This is a genomic window from Halomonas sp. ISL-56 (assembly GCF_018612805.1).
Classification (GTDB): Bacteria; Pseudomonadota; Gammaproteobacteria; order Pseudomonadales; family Halomonadaceae; genus Vreelandella.
Genome location: NZ_JAGGRO010000025.1, coordinates 26,909 through 49,943, shown reverse-complemented (window position 1 = coordinate 49,943; position 23,035 = coordinate 26,909). Strand labels below are relative to the sequence as shown.

General features: G+C 55.4%; 20 protein-coding genes and 1 tRNA gene. 12 read left to right on the top strand and 9 right to left on the bottom strand.

Annotation, left to right across the window (positions count from 1 at the left end; translation table 11 throughout):
- Positions 1–19 precede the first annotated feature (19 nt).
- From J7J49_RS20075 to J7J49_RS20065, 3 genes are read left to right on the top strand one after another with little or no spacing between them, the layout of a single operon-like run.
- Complete coding sequence (locus J7J49_RS20075; protein ID WP_215095199.1) at positions 20–901, top strand: ABC transporter permease; 882 nt, start codon at positions 20–22, stop codon at positions 899–901.
- On the top strand, positions 898–1,710 hold the full coding sequence (locus tag J7J49_RS20070) for an ABC transporter permease (RefSeq protein ID WP_064236034.1): 813 nt from the start codon (positions 898–900) through the stop codon (positions 1,708–1,710). The genes J7J49_RS20075 and J7J49_RS20070 overlap by 4 nt, the downstream gene beginning before the upstream one ends.
- Positions 1,711–1,768: 58 nt before the next feature.
- Positions 1,769–2,536, top strand: a complete 768-nt coding sequence (locus tag J7J49_RS20065; protein WP_215095197.1) for a metallophosphoesterase — start codon at positions 1,769–1,771, stop codon at positions 2,534–2,536.
- Positions 2,537–2,563: 27 nt separating this feature from the next.
- Here J7J49_RS20065 and ffh read toward each other — a convergent pair whose 3' ends face one another.
- Entirely contained in the window at positions 2,564–3,991 is a 1,428-nt protein-coding gene (ffh, locus tag J7J49_RS20060; RefSeq protein ID WP_215095195.1) for a signal recognition particle protein, read from the bottom strand.
- Positions 3,992–4,409: 418 nt separating this feature from the next.
- On the opposite strand from ffh, the gene J7J49_RS20055 reads away from it, so the two are divergent.
- Both J7J49_RS20055 and J7J49_RS20050 read left to right on the top strand, forming a co-directional pair.
- Entirely contained in the window at positions 4,410–5,207 is a 798-nt protein-coding gene (locus J7J49_RS20055) for a cytochrome C assembly family protein (protein ID WP_064236037.1), read from the top strand.
- 105 nt (positions 5,208–5,312) lie between these two features.
- Positions 5,313–6,587, top strand: a complete 1,275-nt coding sequence (locus J7J49_RS20050) for an HlyC/CorC family transporter (RefSeq protein ID WP_009288263.1) — start codon at positions 5,313–5,315, stop codon at positions 6,585–6,587.
- A gap of 15 nt (positions 6,588–6,602) precedes the next feature.
- Here J7J49_RS20050 and J7J49_RS20045 read toward each other — a convergent pair whose 3' ends face one another.
- Both J7J49_RS20045 and J7J49_RS20040 read right to left on the bottom strand, forming a co-directional pair.
- Entirely contained in the window at positions 6,603–7,268 is a 666-nt protein-coding gene (locus J7J49_RS20045; RefSeq protein ID WP_064236038.1) for a 1-acyl-sn-glycerol-3-phosphate acyltransferase, read from the bottom strand.
- Positions 7,265–7,879, bottom strand: coding sequence for a TetR/AcrR family transcriptional regulator (locus tag J7J49_RS20040; RefSeq protein WP_064236039.1), 615 nt, complete (start codon positions 7,877–7,879; stop codon positions 7,265–7,267). Before J7J49_RS20040 ends, J7J49_RS20045 begins: the two co-directional genes overlap by 4 nt.
- Positions 7,880–8,094: 215 nt before the next feature.
- Here J7J49_RS20040 and J7J49_RS20035 point away from each other — a divergent pair, with 215 nt between their 5' ends.
- Positions 8,095–8,781, top strand: a complete 687-nt coding sequence (locus tag J7J49_RS20035) for an SOS response-associated peptidase (RefSeq protein WP_215095193.1) — start codon at positions 8,095–8,097, stop codon at positions 8,779–8,781.
- On the top strand, positions 8,781–11,639 hold the full coding sequence (locus J7J49_RS20030) for an insulinase family protein (RefSeq protein ID WP_215095191.1): 2,859 nt from the start codon (positions 8,781–8,783) through the stop codon (positions 11,637–11,639). Before J7J49_RS20035 ends, J7J49_RS20030 begins: the two co-directional genes overlap by 1 nt.
- A 28-nt stretch (positions 11,640–11,667) precedes the next feature.
- Here J7J49_RS20030 and sbcB read toward each other — a convergent pair whose 3' ends face one another.
- From sbcB to minC, 4 genes are all read right to left on the bottom strand, one after another.
- Positions 11,668–13,161: an exodeoxyribonuclease I gene (gene sbcB, locus J7J49_RS20025; protein WP_064236042.1), complete on the bottom strand. Its 1,494-nt coding sequence runs from the start codon at positions 13,159–13,161 to the stop codon at positions 11,668–11,670.
- Between the two features lie 94 nt (positions 13,162–13,255).
- On the bottom strand, positions 13,256–13,507 hold the full coding sequence (gene minE, locus J7J49_RS20020; protein WP_007111776.1) for a cell division topological specificity factor MinE: 252 nt from the start codon (positions 13,505–13,507) through the stop codon (positions 13,256–13,258).
- Entirely contained in the window at positions 13,504–14,322 is an 819-nt protein-coding gene (gene minD, locus J7J49_RS20015) for a septum site-determining protein MinD (protein WP_064236043.1), read from the bottom strand. Before minD ends, minE begins: the two co-directional genes overlap by 4 nt.
- Positions 14,323–14,478: 156 nt before the next feature.
- Entirely contained in the window at positions 14,479–15,225 is a 747-nt protein-coding gene (gene minC / locus J7J49_RS20010; RefSeq protein WP_064236044.1) for a septum site-determining protein MinC, read from the bottom strand.
- A 240-nt stretch (positions 15,226–15,465) separates the two neighbouring features.
- Here minC and J7J49_RS20005 point away from each other — a divergent pair, with 240 nt between their 5' ends.
- The gene (locus tag J7J49_RS20005) at positions 15,466–18,282 is read left to right on the top strand and encodes a DUF349 domain-containing protein (RefSeq protein WP_215095190.1); all 2,817 of its coding nucleotides are present in this window, start codon (positions 15,466–15,468) and stop codon (positions 18,280–18,282) included.
- A 61-nt stretch (positions 18,283–18,343) separates the two neighbouring features.
- Here J7J49_RS20005 and phbB read toward each other — a convergent pair whose 3' ends face one another.
- Positions 18,344–19,090, bottom strand: coding sequence for an acetoacetyl-CoA reductase (gene phbB, locus J7J49_RS20000; protein ID WP_064236046.1), 747 nt, complete (start codon positions 19,088–19,090; stop codon positions 18,344–18,346).
- A gap of 271 nt (positions 19,091–19,361) precedes the next feature.
- On the opposite strand from phbB, the gene J7J49_RS19995 reads away from it, so the two are divergent.
- Positions 19,362–19,438: transfer RNA gene (locus tag J7J49_RS19995), tRNA-Met, on the top strand.
- 89 nt (positions 19,439–19,527) lie between these two features.
- Here J7J49_RS19995 and J7J49_RS19990 read toward each other — a convergent pair.
- Complete coding sequence (locus J7J49_RS19990; protein WP_215095188.1) at positions 19,528–19,869, bottom strand: YbjQ family protein; 342 nt, start codon at positions 19,867–19,869, stop codon at positions 19,528–19,530.
- Between the two features lie 435 nt (positions 19,870–20,304).
- Between J7J49_RS19990 and J7J49_RS19985 the strand changes: the two genes are divergently transcribed.
- The 3 genes from J7J49_RS19985 (at position 20,305) to J7J49_RS19975 (ending at position 22,902) form a co-directional block, all read left to right on the top strand.
- Positions 20,305–20,958, top strand: a complete 654-nt coding sequence (locus tag J7J49_RS19985; RefSeq protein ID WP_215095186.1) for a DUF1523 family protein — start codon at positions 20,305–20,307, stop codon at positions 20,956–20,958.
- 457 nt (positions 20,959–21,415) lie between these two features.
- Entirely contained in the window at positions 21,416–21,868 is a 453-nt protein-coding gene (locus tag J7J49_RS19980) for a tellurite resistance TerB family protein (protein ID WP_215095184.1), read from the top strand.
- Between the two features lie 56 nt (positions 21,869–21,924).
- The gene (locus J7J49_RS19975; protein ID WP_064236050.1) at positions 21,925–22,902 is read left to right on the top strand and encodes a calcium/sodium antiporter; all 978 of its coding nucleotides are present in this window, start codon (positions 21,925–21,927) and stop codon (positions 22,900–22,902) included.
- Positions 22,903–23,035: the final 133 nt, after the last annotated feature.

Sequence of the window (23,035 nt, the reverse complement as noted above, 5' to 3'; positions counted from 1 at the left end):
CTTCTTCGTAGAACGCTATATGACCACTTTATCCTCTAGGACATATCCACCCATTGCCGCGCGAAAACCTTTTATACAATCAGCGCTGGGCACGCTGCTCGTTTTGCCCGCACTGACGGCAATAGCGTTGCTTTATGCGCTGCCTTTAGCCCGTTCGCTCGTCACGGCATTTCGTGACAGTAACGGCGCCTGGACAACGGAGCATATTGCCCGAGCATTTTCGCTCTATGGCCGTGACATTCTGTTCTCCATCGGCGTTGTGTCGGCCTCCCTTGCGTTGATCACGGTGATATCCATCGCCATTGCGGGCTACCTAGTACTAGGTACTACGCCCTGGGCAGTACTTATGCTGCGTTGGCTCTATCGCTGGCCACTCTTTATTCCTTTCGTGGTGTCAGGTCAGTTAGCGCGATCTTTTCTGTCCACTAACGGCATGATGAACGGCGTACTGGTCGAAACGGGGTTGTTGACGGCAGCCAACGCCCAGAGCTTTTTGGACTGGCGAGGACTGGTGCTGACATTTGCCTGGAAGCAGATACCGTTCGTCACGCTACTACTCGCAGGCGCCATGGCGGCTATCGACCGCAGCCATATCGAAGCCGCCCGTAATATGGGCGCGGGCAGACTACGCTGCCTTTTCAATATTCTACTGCCCCAAGCAGCACCCACACTCTGGGTAGGGTTGATTCTCTCGCTGGTGGCAATGCTCTCGGTGCTATCCGTGCCGCTAATGCTGATAGCAGGCAACCCCACTATGATGACTTCGATGATGGCCCACCGGATTACTTACTACGGTGATTACGGCATTGCCAACGCCCTAGGGCTGTTCTCCTATGCACTGACCGCCTTTACCGCCTGGGTATATTTGCGCCTGACGCTACGCCGGGAAGCAACTGCATGACATTATCTAAACGACTTTCGCAGATCGGGCTTGGTTTGATGCTGGGCTTGGTGGCATTTATTGTCTTTGGCCCCCTACTGAACCTTGCCATGTGGGCATTTGCCGAGCAATGGTTTTACCCTAATCGTTTTCCTACCGATTGGGGCTTCGCTTTCTGGGAGCGCGTATTCCGACCTCGCGCAGGGGCCTGGGAATCGCTATTTAATACAGTGATTGTGGCACTGCTGGCGGTATTAGTTTCGATGTCGTTGGCGATACCTGCGGGTTATGCGTTGGCACGTCAGGCACTACCTATGCGCAACCTCATCATGCTGCTTTTCCTTTTGCCTCAGGCGTTTCCCAACTTACCAATCTTCGTCAACATCGCTGCCATTTTCTACCAGTGGGGGCTTAACGGCACGCTGGTCGGCGTGGTGCTGGTGCACTCACTGCCTGGACTGGTTTATGCCGTTTGGATTGCGACCGCTTCCTTTGCCACCGTGGATCGTTCGCTGGAGGAGGCCGCACGCAACCTCGGCGCCTCACCGCTGCGCTGTTTCAACGACATCACTTTGCCCCAAGCCCTACCTGGGTTGCTAGCAGCCTCAATCTTTGTATTTCTCGACAGTATCGATGAATTCACCGGTACGTTTTTTGTCGGTGCACCGGAGATCACCACACTACCGCTACTCATGTTCAACGCCTCTATGGGCGGCAACTATCAGGTGGCCGCCATTACCGCGCTAATACTGCTAATTCCCTCTGTCGGCTTCATGCTGGTTATCGAGCGTTTTTTGAAAGCCGATGTATTGGCCCGCATTGGCCGCTAGCCGTTGACGATCTGTTAACGAACTTTTCTGAACAAACTTTTTGCTAGGTTTCACCTAAATGTTGATTGCCCACTTATCTGATTTACATCTTTTCACTGAGCGCTCCGAAACGGGTGAAGCCCGCGCCGACATCGCTCAGGTTGTCGAAAGCATCATCGCGGACCTGCTCACACTGAACCCCTTACCGGATATTGTGGCTATCAGTGGCGATTTGGCCGACGGCGGCAGTGAGGAAGACTATCATTTGATACGCCACCTGCTTGCGCCACTCCCCATGCCCATTCTGGCAGTGCCTGGCAATCACGATAGGCGCGAGGCAATGCGGCGAGTGCTGGGCAATCAGCTGGCGGGACTTGAAGTAGGCGAGTTTATGCAATCCAGAATCGACACCCATGGCATCACCCTGCTGGGCCTGGATTCGGTAGTAGAGGGGGAAGCGCGGGGGGCGCTGTGCAATACGCGATTGGCGTGGCTAGAAAAGCAGCTTCAGCACACCCAACCAGTCACTTTTCTGGTACTGCATCATCCGCCCTTTATGACAGGGAATCCGCATTGGGATCCTTACAGCCTGATAGACGGTGGGGAGCGCTTTATGAAAATCATTAGCGGCTCACCAAAACGCATTTTATGCGGGCACATCCACCAACCCTTTCATACCTACTGGGGCGGTCATTACGGTGGAATCGCCGGGAGCCCGGCGTTCCAATACAATTTAGCACCCGGCAGCGTTACTGTGCCGACCCCCTGTGAGGTGCCATATTGCTATCCATTGCACGACTGCAAGCCAGATGGCAGCGTGATTGTACACTTGCGTCATGTGACTTGAGCTCAGACTCCCTGAGTTCACAGTAGCTTAACGCCGCGGCAATCCGCCTGGGTCACCCATACCGCCCATACCACCAGGGCCACCCATTCCGCCAGGCCCACCTGGGCCACCGCCGCCCATCATGCCTGACATACCACGCATCATTTTCTGCATACCGCCTTTCTGACCTGCTTTCTTCATCATTTTCTGCATTTGCTTATGCTGCTTGAGCAGACGATTCAAGTCGGGCACTTGCAGGCCTGCGCCAGCAGCGATGCGGCGCTTGCGCGAGCCATTGATAATGTCAGGCTTGCGGCGCTCCTTAGGCGTCATTGAGTTAATCAGCGCTTCCAGCTTGCCCAGCTCTTTCTCGGGGCCAGGGCCTTGAGCCATTTCGGCCATCTGCCCCATGCCGGGTAATTTACCTATCAGACCGCCCATGCCACCCATTTTCTTGAGTTGCTGAAGCTGGTCACGGAAATCTTCCAGATCAAAGCCATCGCCTTTTTTGACCTTCTTGGCCAGTTTGTCGGCTTTGGATTTATCGACAGTACGTTCGGCTTCCTCGATCAGCGACAACATGTCGCCCATACCCAAGATGCGCGAGGCGACCCGGTCGGGGTGGAACGGCTCCAGGGCATCGACTTTTTCGCCCATGCCCATGAACTTGATCGGTTTGCCGGTAATGTGGCGTACCGACAGCGCCGCACCACCGCGGGCATCACCGTCGGCTTTGGTCAGGATTACACCCGTTAGCGGCAGCGCTTCGCTGAACGCCTTAGCGGTATTGGCGGCATCCTGGCCGGTCATGGCGTCGACGACAAACAGCGTTTCCTGGGGCGAGACCGCTTTATGCAGCGCCTGGATTTCCGCCATCATGGCTTCATCGATCGCCAGGCGACCGGCGGTATCGATCAACACCACATCGTGGAACTGAATCTTGGCGTGCTTAATGGCCGCTTCGGCTATCGCTACCGGCTGCTGGTCAGAGCGCGAGGGGAAGAAATCCACCTCGACCTCTTTGGCCAGGGTTTCAAGCTGGTCGATGGCCGCCGGACGGTAAACGTCGGCAGATACGACCAATACTTTCTTCTTCTCACGCTCGCGCAGGTAGCGGGCCAGCTTGGCCACAGAGGTAGTCTTACCCGCGCCCTGTAGACCGGCCATCAATACAACGGCGGGGGAGCCCTTAAGCACAAAGCCGTCGTTGGCTTCGCCCATAATCGCTTCCAGCTCTTGCTGGACGATTTTGACGAATTGTTGGCCTGGCGACAGGCTTTTAGAGACTTCTTGCCCGACCGCCCGCTCGCGCACGCGCTCAATAAATTCCTTGATGACCGGCAGCGCTACGTCGGCCTCAAGCAGCGCGCGGCGTACTTCGCGCAGGGTATCTTTAATATTGTCGTCGGTCAGGCGGGCCTGACCCTTAATCGACTTTAACGTCTGGGAAAGACGCTCGCTTAGATTCTGGAACATGGGGCCTCTCTGCCTCCGTCACTGCCGTCGGCGCGCACGCCCTGGACTAATTAGTGAAAAGATTATACGCGCTCATGCGGTGAGTCTCCATGGGAGAGTACTCGCGACCCTACTTCAAGCAACCCTGCTTCAAACAACCCTGCTTCAAACAACCAAGGCAAGCCGTCATCTGATCACCAAGGATGGCGGAAATGCTGGAGTTGTCGGGAACATTTTTCCGACCATGACAAAAGAGCCTTGCTTACAGACCTTGGCACTCCTAAATACTTACTCTGAGTGCTTACCCATTTTCATACGATTGCCCCGCTGGGCGACGCCGCTTGGATTAGTTATAGTAGTTGAATAGATTTTCGTCGTAACCACACTTAATTTGTTTATTTATTCACCGCAACGCGCTGCAAGGCGCACGGATAGCATCATGCAGGCGCTCCCTTTCGCCACGATGGCTTTTATTATTTATGTTGCCGCTGCCATCTGGCAGGGCATGACGCTGTTCCGGCGTGTACCGCCCCGCCAGGGCATGGTGCGTCTGCTTGCCGTACTGGGTTTACTGCTACACATTCCTGTCGTGATCAAGCTAATGGGGCAATCACCAGGCCTGCTGCCAGGCTTTACCACCAGCGCTACGCTGTTGATGGCGGTGGCGGTTAACGTGGTGCTGGTAGCCAGCCTGTTTAAACCAGTGCTTAACGCTGGCATTGCGCTGTTTCCGCTAGCGGGCATTGCGCTACTCGCCGCCACTTGGCTGCCTAATCAAGGCGGCCACACCGGCCTGACGCCAGGCATTTTATTGCACGCGATAAGCTCAGCGCTGGCCTTTGCCGTATTGGCGATTGCCGCCGTTCAAGCCGTGCTGGTCGGCCTGCAGAACCAGGCGCTGCGCCACCACCATATTCGCGGCATTGTGCAGTCTCTGCCTCCGCTAACCACCATGGAACGGGTGCTGTTCGAACTGGTCTGGGCGGGCATTATTCTATTGACGCTCTCCATCGCCAGCGGGCTTATTTTTCTGGACAACTTCTTTGCCCAACATTTGGCGCATAAAACGGTGTTGTCACTGCTCGCCTGGATAATCTTCACCACGCTTTTGATCGGCCGCTACCGCTTTGGCTGGCGGGGCATGCGGGCAGTGCGTTGGACATTGGGCGGCTGTGGCCTGCTGGTATTAGCCTACTTTGGCAGTAAGTTCGTACTTGAGATTGTACTCAATCGATAGCCACTCAACTGCTGACGGGGGCACCACCACGTCTTTGGTTGTCTTGACACACCACTCGCTACCTTCTACAAATCGAGCCTAATTCGCCACAAAGGACTTTTCGACTTGAGCGACGACTTCCCCCTGGGGTTACTGTTCGGCCTGCTAGCCTTACTGATACTGCTTTCCGCGTTTTTCTCCAGCTCTGAAACCGGCATGATGTCGATTAACCGCTACCGCTTGAGCCATCAAGCTAACAGCGGTGACCGCAGAGCCAAACGGGTTATGCGCCTGCTCACCCGACCTGACCGCCTGATTGGCGTTATCCTGATCGGCAACAACTTCGTCAATAACCTAGCGGCATCAATTGCCACCATCATCGCCATTCACTTTTTTGGTGACGTATCAGGGCCTGCCATCTCTACTGCCCTGCTGACCATCACGATTCTGATTTTTGCCGAAGTAACGCCGAAGACCTACGCCGCGATTAAGCCTGAGCGTATCGCCTATCCCACCTCCTACGCGCTTGAGCCGCTGTTAAAGCTGCTTTACCCGCTGGTCTGGCTGGTCAACGTCATGTCTAACGGCTTGCTCCGGCTGGTGGGTGTGAAAAGCGTTGATAACGGTGGCGATAGCCTAACCCGCGACGAGCTGCGCACGGTGGTTCACGAGGCAGGCACGCTGATCCCCTATCGTCACCGGGCGATGCTGCTATCGATTCTCGACCTTGAGAACGTCACCGTGAATGACATTATGGTGCCGCGACATGAGGTACTGGGCATCGACCTGGATGATTCGCTAGAAGATATTTTGACCCAGATCCGTACCAGTCAGCACACCCGGCTACCGGTCTATAAAGGCGATATCAATAATATTATCGGCATGCTGCATCTGCGCAACGCAGCCCGCTTTCTGTCCCGTGACGAAGTCACCAAAGCGTCGATTGTGCAGGAGGCTCGCGAGCCCTACTTTATTCCTGAATCCACGCCGCTTCATACACAGTTGCTCAACTTTCAAAAGCAGAAGCGGCGTATCGGCATTGTGGTGGATGAGTACGGCGACGTGGAAGGCTTAGTCACACTGGAAGATATTCTGGAAGAGATTGTGGGCGAGTTCACCACCGATGTCTCTGAGGATGAAGAGATCCATCAGCAGGACGACGGTAGCCATGTGATTGAAGGCACCGCCAATATCCGTGAAATTAATAAGATGCTTGGCTGGCAGCTACCTACCGACGGACCCAAAACGCTCAACGGGCTCATTCTTGAGCACCTCGAAGCCTTTCCAGAAGGCCCAGCGTGCCTGCAGATTGGCAATATGCGCATGGAGATTTTGGAGATTCGCGATAATCTCATCACCTCGGCACGCTGCTGGCAAAAGCTGCGGGCGCCACGCCGCTAGTGAGGGATAAGCAAGCTAACGGCGGTTGGCAAGATCCTGATCCGCCGCCGCCTTCAACGCCCTAACCCGTGCTTCAAGAAACCGTCGCAGCGCTATATCATCGGCGTCCAGGCGGTTGAGCGGCGGCCCAAAGTGCAAACTCACTGGCGCCCGAAAGCGCTTAGGGCATTTCTTTAGCGCTTTGCCGTTATGATGGGATGTCCACGACCCCCACAAGCCTGCCAGCCCTGCCGGAATCACCGGCACATCGTCCCGGGCTAGAATCGCCTCTAAGCCGCGCCGGAAGGCGTGAATCTCGCCATCCGGGGTCAGTCGCCCTTCAGGGAAGACCATCACGACCTGCCCCTCGCGTAGCGCTGCGCTGACGTCATCCAGCGCGCGCCTGAGGGCGCCAGGGCTACGCCGTTCAGACTCAATGGGAATAGCACCGACCAACTGAAACCACCACTTAAGCCAGGGAGAATCAAAAATCGGTTGATCCATGACAAAGCGCAGCGGCCGGGGGCTAGCACCACCGAGCACCAAGGCATCCATAAAACTAACGTGGTTACACACCACCAGCGCGCCCCCCTGCTTGGGGATATGCTCACGCCCATGCACCTGCAGCCGGTAGCAGAGCCGCATTGAGACAAAAATCAGCCAGCGCAGTGCCTGGCGGGCCGCATTGACCCACCCCGTCACGTCGACGCCTCACGATGGCGCAAGCCGGCCAAAATAGTACTCATCAATTGATCCAGCAACTCATCCACCTTCAATTGCTGCCCCTGCCAGTAGCCCAATCGCTCATTAAGCCCAAGCTGGACTAGCCCATGAACGCTACCCCACAGCGTGCGCCCCAAACGGCGGGCTTCGAGATCATCCAGCGCTGGCTGGTAAGCTTTGATCGAGGTCTCCACTTGGGTAAATAGCGCTTCGATCAAATCGCTTTGGCGCTGATCGAGTTCACCCTCTTGGGCCAGCGGGTAATCGAACAGCAGTTGCCAGCGGTAACAGTCCTGCTCGGCGAACCGCCAGTAGGCACGCGCCAGAGAGCGCAACCATGGCTCGGGATCATCATCGGCCAGGCTGGTAATGGTGTGCTGCAGGCGTGCCAGGGTTTCCACGTTGACGTGCTGCAATAAGTTATTGAAGCTGCCATAGAGCTTCAGTAGGGTGCTGGGGGCGCAGCCGACCTCTCTGGCCAAAGCACGCAGTGAGAGACCATGGACTGGCTGCTCAGCCAACCACTCATCACAAGCGTGCATGACCTGCGCGTGGAGGGCATCGGGCGCATGCTGTCTAGGACGGGCCATGGCGATCTCTTAAGGTCAACGGCAAACAAGAAGGAAGCCTCACTGCGCTTTAGCGGGAGCAAGGGATACGATAGGATACCTTACATCGAACACTGTTTTCGACACTAAAACACACCATTTCGTGCTTTATTGCGCGAAGTCCCCCGCTATGCAGGTACACTTCCTCGACGATTTTGCTTAATTCCCGGGAAGATCTTAATGAGTAGGAGATAGCTATGACGGGGCGACTGCATGTGCAACATTTACCGCTGACCCGTTTAATACCGACGCTAGCCTCTCCTGAACCGCTGGTTGAATCGCCCAACTTAGCGCCTAGAAGGCCCATCTCGGCGATTCGCCTTGAGCAGGGGCAGTATCAACTCTCGTCAATTTTCTGGGGGCTAACCCCCCCCTGGCTGGAGGTACTGGATCACGCCCCCCACTGCGCCCGGGCCGAAACCCTTGAGTCACGCGCTATGTTTCGCGATGCCTTTAGCGCCCGACGCTGCGTAATTCCGGTGAGTGGTTTCTATGTCTGGAAAACCCAGCCGCGTAGCAAACAGCCCTATTTAGTCACCCAAGTATCCCGGGCACCGCTGCTATTGGGCGCACTTTGGTGCCGCTATCACACCACGTTAACGGCGTTCACTGACTCCACTGCACTGATCACCGTGCCTGCTAATTTGCTTCTATCGCCGCTAACCGACCGTTTACCGGTCACTATTCCCAGCCACGCGCTATCCGCTTGGCTCAACCCGGATACGGATTTAGCGACGCTTAATTCGCTATTAACCCCCGCGCCATTGGAACTGTTGGGCGCTTTTCCGGTATCTAAACATGTCAATAATCCCGCCTACCAGTCACCGGCTTGTGCCCATCCCACCGGGTCGATGCTGCGCTGGGCTGTGTCACAGGAGCTGTAATGTTGCAATCCACTTGCTTAACCCGCCGGCGGCTTTTTCCCCAGCGCGCACTGCTTGGCGTTATTGCCAGCATCGCAATGATGCCACTCGCCTTCGCCGCAAATGATGACGCTGTTGCCGACGCCATTGCGGATACGGTCACCCCAATCATTAGCCCTTATGACAGCCGCGACTACCGAGTTTTGACGCTTGAAAATGGCCTCAATGTGTTATTGGTCAGCGACCCGGAGGCTGACAAAGCGGCAGCGTCGATGAATGTCCGGGTCGGCAGCGCCCAAGACCCCGATGACCTTCAGGGATTAGCGCACTTTCTTGAGCACATGCTGTTTTTAGGTACCGAACCCTACCCAGAATCCGACGGTTACCAGCGCTACATTTCCAATAATGCAGGTTCCCACAACGCCTTTACGGCGCAGCAGGACACCAATTACTTCTTTGATATTGAGCCGTCAGCGCTGCCGGGAGCGCTTGACCGTTTCAGCGAATTTTTTCTCTCACCGCTGTTTAACGCCGACCACCTGGAAAGCGAGCGCAATATCGTTCATTCGGAGTACATGGCGCGGATTCGCGACGAATCCCGACGTGAAAACGATGTGCTCAATCAGTTACTCAACCCTGACAACCCCACCACCGGCTTTGCTGTGGGTAGCCGGGAAACACTCGCCAGCCCGCCTGAAGGCGAAGCCACGCTGCGTGAGCGGGTGATCGATTTTTATCACCAACATTACGACGCCAATGTGATGAACTTGGCGATTGTGGCGCCGCAGCCGCTGGATCAGTTGGAAGAGTTGGTCGCCGAACGTTTTGCCGATATTCCCGACAACGACTTAAGCGTGCCGACGATTGACGCGCCACTGGTTGATTCAGACACGCTCCCCCACTATATCGAGCGTCAGTCGCTGCAGGATCGCCGTCAATTACGCTTCTACTTCCCGGTACCCGACCCCACCGACGAATACCGCACAAAACCCACCCAGGTAATCGCTCACCTGCTTGGTGATGAGGGTGAAGGCAGCCTGCTCGCCGTACTGCGCGATGCTGGACTGGCCGACGGGCTTTCCGCCGGCGTTGGCCGCGGTGATGGTAACGAAGCACTCTTCACTATCTCCATCAGCCTGACACCTGCCGGCGCCGAGCGCTTGGACGATATTGAAGCCACTCTGTTTGCGGCCATTGATCAACTGCGCAACGACGGCCTGTCCGAATGGCGCTATGACGAGCAGGCCAAGCTCAGCGAGCAAGCCTTCCGCTTCCAGCAACATGGTGCCCCGCAGCAAGAAGCCACGCGCCTCTCCATGAGCCTATCGCGCTACCCGGTAGAAGACGTGCAGTATGCGGCCTACCGCATGGATGGCCCAGACGCTCAGCGCCAGCAGACTTACCTGGATGCCCTAACGCCGGATAACATGCTGCGCTTTTACTCGGCGCCGGATGTCGAAAGCGAAACCGTCTCACCGTGGTTTAATACTCAGTGGAAAGAACAAGTGCCCGACCAGCCAGGTCAGGCACTGAGTGGCTTGGAGCTCCCTGGCCCCAACCCCTTTATTGCCAGTGATTTAACGTTACTAGAGGGCCAGGATGAACACCCCAGCCTGTTAGTCGACACGCCCTCGTTTACTGCCTGGCATATGCAGGACGCACGCTTTGACACCCCGACAGTTGAGTGGCGCGTTAGCCTGCAAAATCCCTCCGCCAGCTACTCTGCAGAAGAAGCCGTACTCACCCGGCTGCTCGCCAGCTGGCTCAACGACAGCTTGAATGAATCCCTCTACCCAGCGTGGCTAGCGGGGCAGTCGTTTAGCGCCTACCCTCACGCCCGGGGGATGACGCTGTCGTTCTCGGGTTGGCGGGATGGCCAAACCCCGCTGATTGAACAAGCCCTTGAGCAATTAGCACACGCAGAGATCAGCGACAGCGCCTTTGAGCGGGTGCGTTATCAGCTGCAGCGCGAGTGGCGCAACGCGCCCCAGGCGTCGCTCACCGGCCAAGCCAGCCGCACCCTAGGCGAAGCTCTCCTCACACCACAGTGGTCTACCGCTGAGCTTCTCGCCGCCAGCGAGCGCTTTGACCGTGGCCACTTGGAAGATTTTCGCCAGCGCTTTCTAGATGACCTGTACGTCGATGCCATGGCGGTGGGCAACCTGGACGCTGACCTAGCGCTTGAACAGACACAGCTGATGCGCGCCAAGCTCAAGCCACGACTAAACCGCGACGCCATTGCTAACTTAACGCCGCTTGCGGCGAGTGAGGAGCACAGCGTGTTGCACCCTCATAGCACGCGGGATGAGTCCTTGGTACTGCGCTACTTACAAGGCCGCGACCAGACGCCAGAGGAACAAGCCACCACCGCTGTGATCGCGCAGTGGCTGGAAACGCCGTTCTACCAACAGCTACGCACCGAGCAGCAGCTCGGCTACATCGTCAACGCAGGCTATTCACCGCTGCTCGAAGCACCGGGCATTGCGCTCATAGTGCAATCCCCTGACGTAGACAGCGGCACCATTGCCGAACGCATGGAGGCGTTTCTTGACGAGGCTAACCAGCGTCTTGAACAACTTAGCGACGAGGACTTAGTGCCTTATCGTCAAGCGGTTCACGACCAGTTGCGCCAGCGCGACACCAGCCTTGCAGGCATGGCCAATCGCTATTGGCAAGCCACGGCGCTTGAAGACGTTCGCTTCGACCGCCGTAATCAGTTGGCCGAGCTAGTACTTAACGTTAGCCTTGAGGATATTAAGGCTCTCTGGCCATCGCTGCGCGAGCACACTCTGGATATACGCTTTAATCCAGGCGACGAACCCAGCGATGTAAGCGATTACCGCGAAGCACGCTCAGCGCTGCCTAAAGTGCGCGAATAAACAGCGCCGTTAGACCATCGGCACCGGCTCAGGCGTCAAACGCCTGGGCCGGCATCATGGCTTCCACGAACATCACTAGCTCTTCCAGAATCTGCCGCTCACGATCAGTGAGCGTTTGCTGATTGTACTGAGCGATTTCCCGCGCAAACGCCTTGAGCGTAAAGCCCGCCAAAGCTGGGTCATTGATGCGCATCCAGCGAAACGCTTCCCACTGCTCGCGTTCTTCGCCCTCCAAGGTATCGGGGTAACTGCGCGCACGAAAGCGAAATAGCATCTCTTCCAAACGCGGATCCTGAAACGCAAAGCGCTGCCCTACCAAATCCCACGGCTCCATCTCCCGCACCCGCTCCATCTGCTGACGGTCGGCGGCGGAGAAGAAGCTGCCCGAGTAGAGCATTAGATCCGGGTCTTGCGGCGCATCGTCGTAGCCTGCGCTAAACACCTCTGCGACCTTAGCGGCGACACCGCTGGCATCGCGCAGGGTTTTCCAGTGCTGCCGACAGGCCGTCACATCCAAGCCTAAGCGCTCGACGATGGTGCCGTACTCGCCCTGATGAGGCCCCTCAACGTCTTTCAAAGCACTGGCGGGGAACACCACCGGGCAACGGTTGATATGAATCACTTTCAACGGAATACGCGCCTCACCTTCGGCAAGATCCTGCTGACTGACAAACACCCGCTCGCGAATCTGCTCCGCCGACATGCTCAGCATATCGTTGGGATCAACGCTCAAATCGTAAACGATCACCCCGTTAGGGTTAGTCGGGTGTTCGGCCAATGGCATCACCAGGGCACTACAGCCCCGGCTGGCGGGATAACGGCGGGAAATATGCAGCAGCGGTTTGGCGTTGGGCAAGTCGAGCTGCTTAGCCACCGCGCGCTTTCCGCGCAGACCGAGTAGATAGTCGAACAGCTTGGCATTGCGCGCTTTGAGCAAACGCGCCAAAGCGATAGTGGCGCGTACATCCGCTACCGCATCGTGGGCCCCCTCATGGGCAATACCGTTGGCTGCAGTTAAGTGCTCAAGCTTAAAGCTGGGCGCGCCGTCTTCGCGCAGCGGCCACTCAATGCCATCAGGACGCAGCGCATAAAAGGCGCGCACAATATCGATCAAATCCCAGCGCGAATTGCCGTTTTGCCACTCGCGGGAATAAGGGTCGAGCAAATTGCGGTAAAACAGGTGACGGGAGACTTCGTCATCAAAGCGTAGGCTGTTGTAGCCTACTACGCAGGTGCCCGGCTCGCTCATCTGGCGCTGAATCTCACCCGCAAACACTGCTTCAGGGAGACCATGACGTTGGGCTTTTTGAGGGGTAATACCGGTAATCAAACAGGCGGCAGGATGAGGCAGATAGTCATCGGCGGGTTTGCAGTAGAGCTCAATCGGCTCGCCGATCTCGTTCAAATCGGCATCAGTGCGCAGGGCTGCGAACTGTGCCGGCCGATCACGGCGCGGATCCGCCCCGAAGGTTTCATAGTCATGCCAGAGAAAACTGGCAGGGGCAGCATTGGGTGATGCCATGAATAAACACTCCGCTGGGCAATGAAAAGCCCAAGCCTAGCACACCCGCCACCCCTTTCGCCCCGTCTTCAGCTCTGTGACGTTGGTAAGGGGCTTAGCTCTTTGGAAGCGTAACGTTAAGCTCTAGCACAGAGCAGTTGTCTTCGCTGTCCAAGGAAATTTGAATAGCGTCATCGTCCACGTGAACGTAACGACGGATCACCTCAAGCAGTTCGCGCTCAAGCATCGGCATATAATCAGGCTGGCCGCGCTGGCTACGCTGATGCGCTACAATAATTTGCAAACGTTCTTTGGCTACAGAGGCAGATTTCCTGCGCTCACGCTTCAAGAACTCCAGTAATTTCATCGGCGCGCCCCCCCAAACATACGGCTCAGCAGGCCCTTACGCTGCACTTCGTGAAAACGCAGCGGCATGTCTTCACCGAGCAAACGCGATACCGTATCGCTATACGCTTGCCCCGCATCGCTGGAGATATCGTGGGTTACCGGCACACCCTGGTTAGAAGCACGCAGCACGGCTTCCGACTCAGGAATTAAGCCCAGCAAGTTAATTGCCAAAATTTCACGTATATCGTCCAGCGTCAGCATATCGCCGGAGGTCACTCGCTCGGGGTTATAGCGAGTCACCAGCAAATGCTCCTTGATAGGGTCATCGCCCTGCTCTGCACGCCGGGTTTTCGAGGCCAGCAGCCCCAAAATACGGTCGGAGTCTCGTACTGACGATACTTCAGGGTTGGTGACTACAATCGCTTCGTCAGCAAAGTACATGGCCAACTGGGCACCACGCTCAATACCGGCGGGTGAATCACATAGAATGAAATCGAAATCTTCTTTCAACTTCTCCAAAATCTCCGCGACACCCTCTTGGGTCAGAGCATCTTTATCGCGGGTCTGGGAAGCTGGCAAAATAAATAAATTCTCGACGCGTTTATCACGAATCAGCGCCTGGTTGAGCCCCGCTTCACCTTGAATCACATTGACTAAGTCATACACCACGCGGCGTTCGCAGCCCATGATCAGGTCGAGGTTACGCAAGCCCACATCAAAATCGATTACAACGGTTTTTTTACCGCGCAGCGCAAGTCCAGTGGAAATTGCCGCCGCACTGGTGGTTTTACCGACCCCTCCTTTACCAGAGGTCACTACAATTATCTTGGCCAAAAGTCACTTCCTTCTTGAAGTCGTTCGACGCGAGCGCGAGTCGTTGGCGCTCTGCGCATAACGGGAACGTCAATGTCATCAACATGCCATACTGTAACGGATAGCGTCTTCGGCGTCGCTAGGCATGAAGCACCAACGCAGCCTCATACAAATACCTTAGCTCAGTGGCTTAATTTCAAGCTGTTCTTTTGTAAAGTGAACTTCTGCAGGCGTCCCCAGAAGCTGTGCATCGATATCTTCCGAACGTTTGTAATTGCCTGCCACTGAGAGCAATTCAGCCTCCAATTCACGGCAGTAAATGCCCGCTTGGGTATTACCATGAATGCCTGCCAGCGCACGGCCACGTAGCGCGCCATAAACATGAATACTGCCGGCTGCCAACACTTCTGCCCCGGCATTCACCGCCCCGATCACGACCAAATCGCCATCAGCGGCGCTGACTTGCTGCCCAGAACGAACGGTACCGCGATAAAGCCGGGTGGCAAGCGATGGCGCTTCCGCCTCGCTCAGCTCTTCCTCACGGGCTACTTCTTGCACTGGCGAGTTACTGACGCTTTCAAGCACTCGGGCACGGCCTTCTGCCACCGGTGGAAACCAACCCAATCCCAGCGCCCAGGCCGACTGGCGTACCGGCTCGGTGCCACCGCGCACGGCCACCGGCAGCAGTTTATGGTCACGGCATACGGCACAGATGCGTTCAAGAGCTAAGTGGGGTTCATCGAGTTTTTCCACGCTGAGCACAACCGGTGTATGCTGAAAGAAAGCGGGCGACTGGGAGAATTTTCCAGCCAACTGCTGCCGGATTTGCTCCGGATCAGCACTACTTAACTCCATGACGGTCATCGGCAGCATGCCGCCTTTGAAGGTAAAGGCCACTGCGGCACTATCCACGTTAAGGCTCATGGCCGAACTCCCCGTCATGTTCATATAAGATTAAGGTAGCGTACTATCACGCATTTCGTCGTCTAGAAACACTGTAGTCTAAAAACAGTGTGGTCTAGAAGCAGTGTGGCCTAGAAAATAGCTGTTTGTCACACCATGCTTATTACAAGATAGTAAGGCCAAGCTAAGCGACAGCGTCGGTGACTGCAACCACCGAGCCGTTTTTTTCATGCTACGCATTTCATATTAGCAGGATGATCCATGCACGGACTGTTAAGACGCCTGTTCGCACCTCGGTGGCAGCACCCTGACCCCGAGGTGCGCCGTCAGGCCCTCCAACGACTCAACCCCGAACAAGCAGAACAGCGCCAAGCGCTGCAGTCACTCACTCAAGATAGCGACAGCCAGATTCGCCTTGCCGCGCTGCTGACCCTGGATGACTGTGAGGGACTGGTCAACGCTTATCCCCATTATCAGCAGGAGGAAGCCTGGTTCAATGCCATTTGCCAACGGCTAAGCGGGAGTGAAGGCCATAGCGACCTACACCAGCGCCAATCACTGGTCGAACAGATCGAAGATCCTCGGGTGCTTAGTGCGGTAGCCATGCAAGGTGACAATCTCAATCTGCGCCTGGTCGCACTGGGCAAGCTTAACGCTGAAGATGATTTGATTCGCCAAGCCTGCCATAACGGTGTGGCCGCCGTTCGCCATCAAGCGGCCGAGCGCATCGAGGACGAAGAAGGGCTTAAGCGGTTAGTGAAAGAGGCACGCCGCGATCGTCAGGTGGTGCGCCTGGGGCGGGAACGCCTCAACCGCTTGCGCAGCGACGCCCAGTGGCTGGAAGCCGAGGTGCAGCAGCGCGAAACGCTTCTAAGCCAACTAGAGCAGCACGCCCGCGCGCCTTGGGAGCCGCTCTATGGCGGACGCTTTCGCCACCTTGAACGCCAATGGGAGCAGTTGACACAGCCGCCGAGCGTGGAGCAGGAGCAGCGCTTTCATCAAGCCCTGCTCACTTGCCGCAAAACACTACACGACCATGAAACCCAAGAGCAGGCGCGCCAGCAGAGCGATGAGCGCCGTGAAGAGGCCGAAAACACCCGCGAACAGCTGCTTGAAGGCATCGAAGAAACCCTCGACGGCTTGCGCCACGCTTCCGTTATGACCGTTCAAGATATCGATAGCCTGCGCGCCCAGCGCCAGCTGCTCGGCCAACGCTGGCAGGCGCTTTCTGACATCCACCCACCCAGCGAGATACTACGCCAGCGCTACACGCTGGCGATTCAGCACTACGATCAGTGTTTAGAGGCATGGCAGCGCTGGTGCGCGGTAAGCGCCTCCATCGAAACAGCCCTAGCCAGCGGCGACCACGCGACTCTGGCCACGCTGACTAGCGAATGCCAATGGCCGGACGCCTTGACGCCCCCCGCGCTGCTCGGCCGTGCCCAAGCGGCTCTCCACATTAAAAACACCGCGCCCTCGCAGCCTGCAGAAGACAACACCACACTGGAGGCCCATGACGCGGAACTCGACACCTTTGAGCATTTGCTAGAGCGCGGCGCCTTTAAAAGCGCCAGCCGCCTGCATCAGCGGCTAAAACCACGCATCGAAGCGCTGGAAAGCCCCGCTGCTCAACCGCTCAAAACGCGCTTAAAGCACTTAGCCGCCCGGTTGGCAGAACTACGTGACTGGCGGGGGTTTGTCGCCGGGCCAAAGCGCGAGCAGCTATGTGCCAGCATCGAAGCACTGGCGAACGATATCCATATGGAGGAAGAAGCGCTTGACCGCCACCATCGCCAACTGGTCAAAGAGTGGAAATCACTGGGCGATGCCGCGGCCAACCGCGAACAGTCCGCGCGTTTTCGCAGCGCTTCGGATCGTATCCATGAGCGCCTCGCCCCTTGGCGGGATCAGCTCAGCCAAGAGCGTGAGAGCAACCTTCAAGCCCGCGAGGCGCTGTGCGACCAGCTTGAAAGCCTACTGGCCCAGCCCGCTGAAGACGCCGACCCTGATGTGCTGCGGCAGATTCGCGACAAAGCACGCCACCAATGGCGGCACTATAGCCCCGTGCCACGCGAGCGCTCTGAAACCGTTGGGCGTCGTTTCGGCACTATTCGTCACCGTTTGCAGACCTTAATTGATCAACGCGCTGAGACTATCGCCTCACAAAAACGCGAACTGATTAGCCAAGTGAGCGCGCTGCGCAACGACGACAGCCAAGCGTTAGCCCAGCGTATTCAGTTGACCAAACAGCTACAGCAGCAGTGGCGAGCGTTAGGCCGAGCCCCCAAAGGCGAAGAGCAAACGCTGTGGAAAACCTTTCGCCAAGAGTGCGACCAACTCTTTGCCCTGCGCGATGCGCATAAAAATGAGCAGGCGGCGCGCCAGCAACAGCAGCTGGATGAAATGCAGACCCTGATCGACGAAATGGATAGCTGGCAGCCTGTTGAGGCCAGCGAGGCGGCCACACTGGATCGCTTTATCGAACAGGCCAGCCAGCTTGAGCCGCTGCCACGCAATCGGCGCAGTGAAGGCATGCAGCGAAGGATAAGCGGGATTGTGCGGGCGCGTCGCGAACGCTTAAACCGTCTGGCGGTTGCCGATACGGTTCAGCAATGGCACGCGCTCATGCCGTTAGTGAATGCTCACTTGGCTGCCGACCAGCGCTATCTCAGTGAAGGAACTCCCAGCGATGTGGATACCCAAACGGTGCTTAGCGCTTCGCTCCCCTCCGCCTTTAATGAGGCGCATGCTGCGCGCAATCAACAGCGCCATAACGTGGCAGCGCCGTTATCAGACTCGGATCACGCCCGCATAGCCGAATCCCTCGCTAGGCTGAGAGTGCATCTTTCGATGATGGCCGTGGGTAGCGTGCGGCAAAGCGATGAGCCACTGCGCCTGGCGATTCAGGTAGAGCGTTTGAATGAAGGCTTCAATCAAGCGCGCAGCCGTGATCAAGACGTTACCGATATTTTGGTTGCGCTATTGGCGCTAGGGCCGATGCCCGCCACGTTATGGGGCGCTGAAGTAGAAGAGTTGGATAACCTACTTAGCCGACTGGCTCGAGTTCCGTTGCCGTAGCGTTAGCAAGAAAACGGGAGGCTTATAGCCTCCCGTTTGCGTTCTCCTATTGAGCTAACGACTAGCCCATGAACTGACCACCGTTGATATCAATGTTGGCACCGGTGATAAATCCTGACTCCTTATCGGCTAAGAAGGTGACCAATCGGCCGATCTCCTCTGGCGTGCCATAGCGCTTCACTGGGATTGTTTCCCGTATCGCTTCGCGCACTTTTTCTGGAATATTCATAATCATATCGGTGGCGATATAGCCAGGCGATACGGTATTGACGGTAATTCCCTTGGTCGCTGTTTCCTGTGCCAACGACATGGTCAAACCATGCATACCGGCTTTCGCCGCCGCGTAGTTAACTTGGCCAAACTGGCCTTTACGGCCATTGATGGACGAAATATTGATAATCCGACCATAGCCACTCTCAAGCATCATCTCAATGACGCTACGGCAGGTGTTAAAAACGCTATTGAGGTTGGTGTCGAGCACTTCGTACCACTGCTCGTAAGACATTTTTTTCATGGTGCCATCACGGGTAATCCCCGCACAGTTCACCAGTACACTAATAGAGCCATACTTATCGTGGATTTCGCGAGCGCCTTCCAGGCAGGCGTTGTGGTCAGCAAGATCGACACCCGACAACTCGATATTTTTATAGCCGTCGGCGTGCTGCGTTTCTAACCAGGATTTGGCCTTGTCGGGGTTGCGATAACCCGCCACGACTAAATATCCCGCATCTGCCAACGAACGACAAATTGCCGTACCGATACCACCAGTTCCACCAGTTACCCAGGCGACGGGGGCTTGATTGGCCATTGACTACCTCCCTGAAATGACAAATGACTTGAGCCTAAAAACATGTAAGTTGCGCCACAAGCCATTGTGAAAAAGCGCGACTGCGCCTGTATTACCCTAGTGCATTATTTGCTTAAGGAATGCACCAGCGTAAGATTTTTGTTATGGCTATTTAAAGCATAGCTGTACTCTCTCCATGTTGCAGCAGGTTGCGCTCAACCGCTATAAGCCGAACGTGTTAATCCCCCTATTGACTTCACATAAAACTTCTGTAGAATACGCCACACGTTGATGCGGGGTGGAGCAGTCTGGTAGCTCGTCGGGCTCATAACCCGAAGGTCATCGGTTCAAATCCGGTCCCCGCTACCAATATTTTGAAAGGCAGATCAGTTACATACTGGTCTGCCTTTTTTTATTGCCTGGAGCTCGGTGAGAGCACTCAGAAAAACTGAGCTGTATTACGCTCTCACCACCTTCACCGCTGTACCTGTAGCAACCAAGAACAGCATCGACTTGCCGCCTCCTGAAATCTCGCTGTAATCAAGATCAATGCCAATCACAGCGTTAGCGCCCATTTGCGCCGCTTCTGCACGCAACTCATCAAGGCAAGCAACACGCGCATCACGCAATGCGTTCTGGGATGATTTATTGCGCCCACCAAAAAAATCGCGAAAGTTTGCGAACATATCCTTAAACACGTTCATGCCAAACACACACTCAGACGAAACAATGTCGATATGTTCGATTACTCGGTAGCCTTCAAGGTGCGACGAGGTAGTAAGGATAACTTGCTGCGACATTAGGTTCCTCGCTATCGGGTTAAGTCATGCATTCAATGAGATCGTTCTACATTACCTAGCCGATTAATATGCAGGGAATGCCGCCTAGTGGCAAAAGGAACTTTCTGACATGACCATATAATTTCACTCTAACATCTCGCATTCACTGTATTTAGCTAGGCGCTCACATCAGGCAGCCTTCAAAAAAGCATCAATCAAGAAACAGCTCTCTATGCTGTGAGAATGGGTTAGGTCAGAGTTGCCGATGATACTCACGAATGGCATCATCAATGTTGATGAAGCGTGATGTCGCTTATCATTAACAAATAAATGCCTATCTTTGTGACGTTCAGGTGCAACTTGCCAACGGCTTGGCATCCAGCCCGATAGGCATCGGCTAGGTGGGTGCCAGTATCAGAACATATTGCTAAAAAATGACCTTCAGGGAAATAATCAATGAAACGCCTAGGATACGCCCTGGTTGGCATCACTCTAATCGCATCCGGAGCCGCTTTGCACTACACCCTACCGCAGGTTGATGTCGTGCGACTGATCGGTACCGATGTTAAGCGGGTAGATACCCAGCATAATAATCAGGACAGTGAGTCCAACAGCGCCGTAAGCACCATGGACGTGTACTTCATCCTTGCAGAAAGCGCGGAAGGTAATCCGCGCAATTATCGCAATGAAGATGCCGTTTTGTACGGAAAATTCGATAGCTCCAACTTGAACACTCGTGCCCGCTCGATTTCACAGAACGAAAGTAACTTGGTGGCCGTTCGGCATTACGGTTGGCGTATTCCGATATTCTCAATGTTTCCGAACGCCGTGAAGGTCTGGCAGGTCGAACCAGGCTACCGGCACTTTCCGCTGTTCAATATCGTTGTCCTGACCTTGCTGGCGTTGGGGGGCACTTATGTCGCCTGGCGGGTTCGTCGTGCTGCCCGGCAACTGCATGCCCGTCGCGAGGCAGCGCGCGCCGAACGTGAAGTTCAAGCAGAACAAGCACGCCTCGCCAGCCACAACAACGATGAAAGCCAGCGCGCGCGCGATAAATTCCTGTCGGACAATGGCAGCTCCGGGCATCAGGACGACAACGAACGATCGTAATGCAGCATCACCTGAGTGCAGGCACTTAATATTGGAAATCAACGTTAAGCGCCTCTGGGCTCCCGGTGAGTTTTTTCAGATTGCGTAGCGCCGGGACTGCAAATTTTTTCTCTTCTTGAGTCAACCATACAAGGTCGCTGCTGTTCCTATTATGTGATGTCTGACAAGGAGTGGCTGCAGTCGTCAGATGCAGGGAAGTACTTATTGGCAGCAATACCAACCCAAAAATAGACCTAGCCAACGTCATCTGTCATTTGGTCGACAAGACGAAAGATGATGAATTGTGTCATTATATTCTGACTGATCGATGCCTTCACTCGGGGTCGTGTTATAGCATCAATGGCCACCACAAGCCGTTCGAAGCATACACCTCGCGAACCTTACTTAAGACATTGGATAGGCTATCTGATTTACCCCCCTAAATTTCAATGATTCATTATCAGACTGGAGAAGCAAGATGGCTCTTAATTGGCTAAAAGAAAACGTTACTAAGGCACGTGAAAACCTGACGGCTGAGGTAGCGAAGTTCAAAAACCGTACCTTTATGGAAGCAATAGTCTCTGGCTGCGCTCTGGTAGCCGCTGCTGACGGTTCAGTCGATGCCTCAGAAAAACAAAAAATGGCAGCGTTTTTAGAGCGCTCGGACGAGCTGAAGCATTTCGACATCCGACAGGTGATTGAGGTGTTCAATAAAGCCGTTGGCGATTTCGAATTTGACCATGAAATCGGTAAGGCCAATGCACTGCAGACCGTCGGAAAGGTACGCGGCAAGGAAGATCAAGCCAGGGTCATTGTTCGTGTCGTGTGCGCCATCGGTGCGGCCGATGGGGATTTCGATGCAGACGAAAAGGCCGTGGTGCGAGAAATCGCGAAGGAGCTTGGCCTCAAGCCTGAAGAATTCGATCTGTAACACTTTCAACCACACAAACTATCCTCTCTTTTCGCCGTTTTTTTTCTGGAACAAACATGCACGAACTCAGCACCTACCAACTTTCCCTGATTGCATTTGGCGCAATCGCGTTTGGCGTTTGGCTGCTGATCAAGGGAGGGGACTGGACGGTCGATAACGCCGTGACAGTCGCCGGACGGTCAGGATTATCAAAGCTTTTCATTGCCGCCACCGTTCTAGCGTTCGGCACCTCTGCGCCGGAACTTTTCACCTCTGTCAACGCCAACCTATCTGGTTTTCCCGGCATTTCGGTCGGCAACGTTATTGGCTCAAATATTGCCAACATATTAATGGTAATTGCGGTATCAGCCCTGATCGCACCTGTCGTCTTTAGACGTGCAGATGTAGGTCTAGACACTATCGTAATGCTGGTCGCCACGGCAGGCATGACGGTGGCGGTAGTCGCTGGCACCCTGCCAGCCTGGGGAGGCCTGGTGATGGTCATCGCGCTTGCTGGCTACGTGTTCTACCAGTACAAGGCTAGCAAGCTCGACGTAGACGAAGTGGAAGAGCACGATACCGGCAGCCGTTTTCCAGGACTTATGCTGCTTGTCGGCATCTTAACCCTACTGGTAGGGTCTGAGATTCTGGTTCAGGGAGCGGTTGCTGGAGGGATTGCACTCGGCGTGCCTGAAGCCGTGATCGGCATGACCCTTATTGCCTTCGGCACCTCGCTGCCTGAATTGACCGCCTGTATAGCTGCCGCTCGCAAGGGCCAGAACGATATGATCGTAGGAGGAATCATTGGCAGTAACATCTTCAATATTCTCTCAGTATTGGCACTTTCTGCCGTCGCCAAGCCTTTGTTGATTGATCCACGTTTTGCATCTTTCGACATCTACGTAGTCGTGCTTGTAACCCTCGTCTTTGCGGCCTTCCTGCTCTTCGTAGGCAAGATCGGCCGCATAGCAGGCGGGATTATGGCAGCGTGCTACATCGCCTTTATCATCGCGCAGTACACGGTGGCAGACAGCGTCCTGGCCGTTACTTTCTAATTTACCGTATCGTTAGATTTTGAAATGAGCCAATCAGATGCACTGTCGCTTGCCAAGGGCAGTGCCATCTGGGTAAAAGCCCGCCAATACCAATAGTCCTGCGAGACACCTCTAAACAATCTGCAGATAGAGC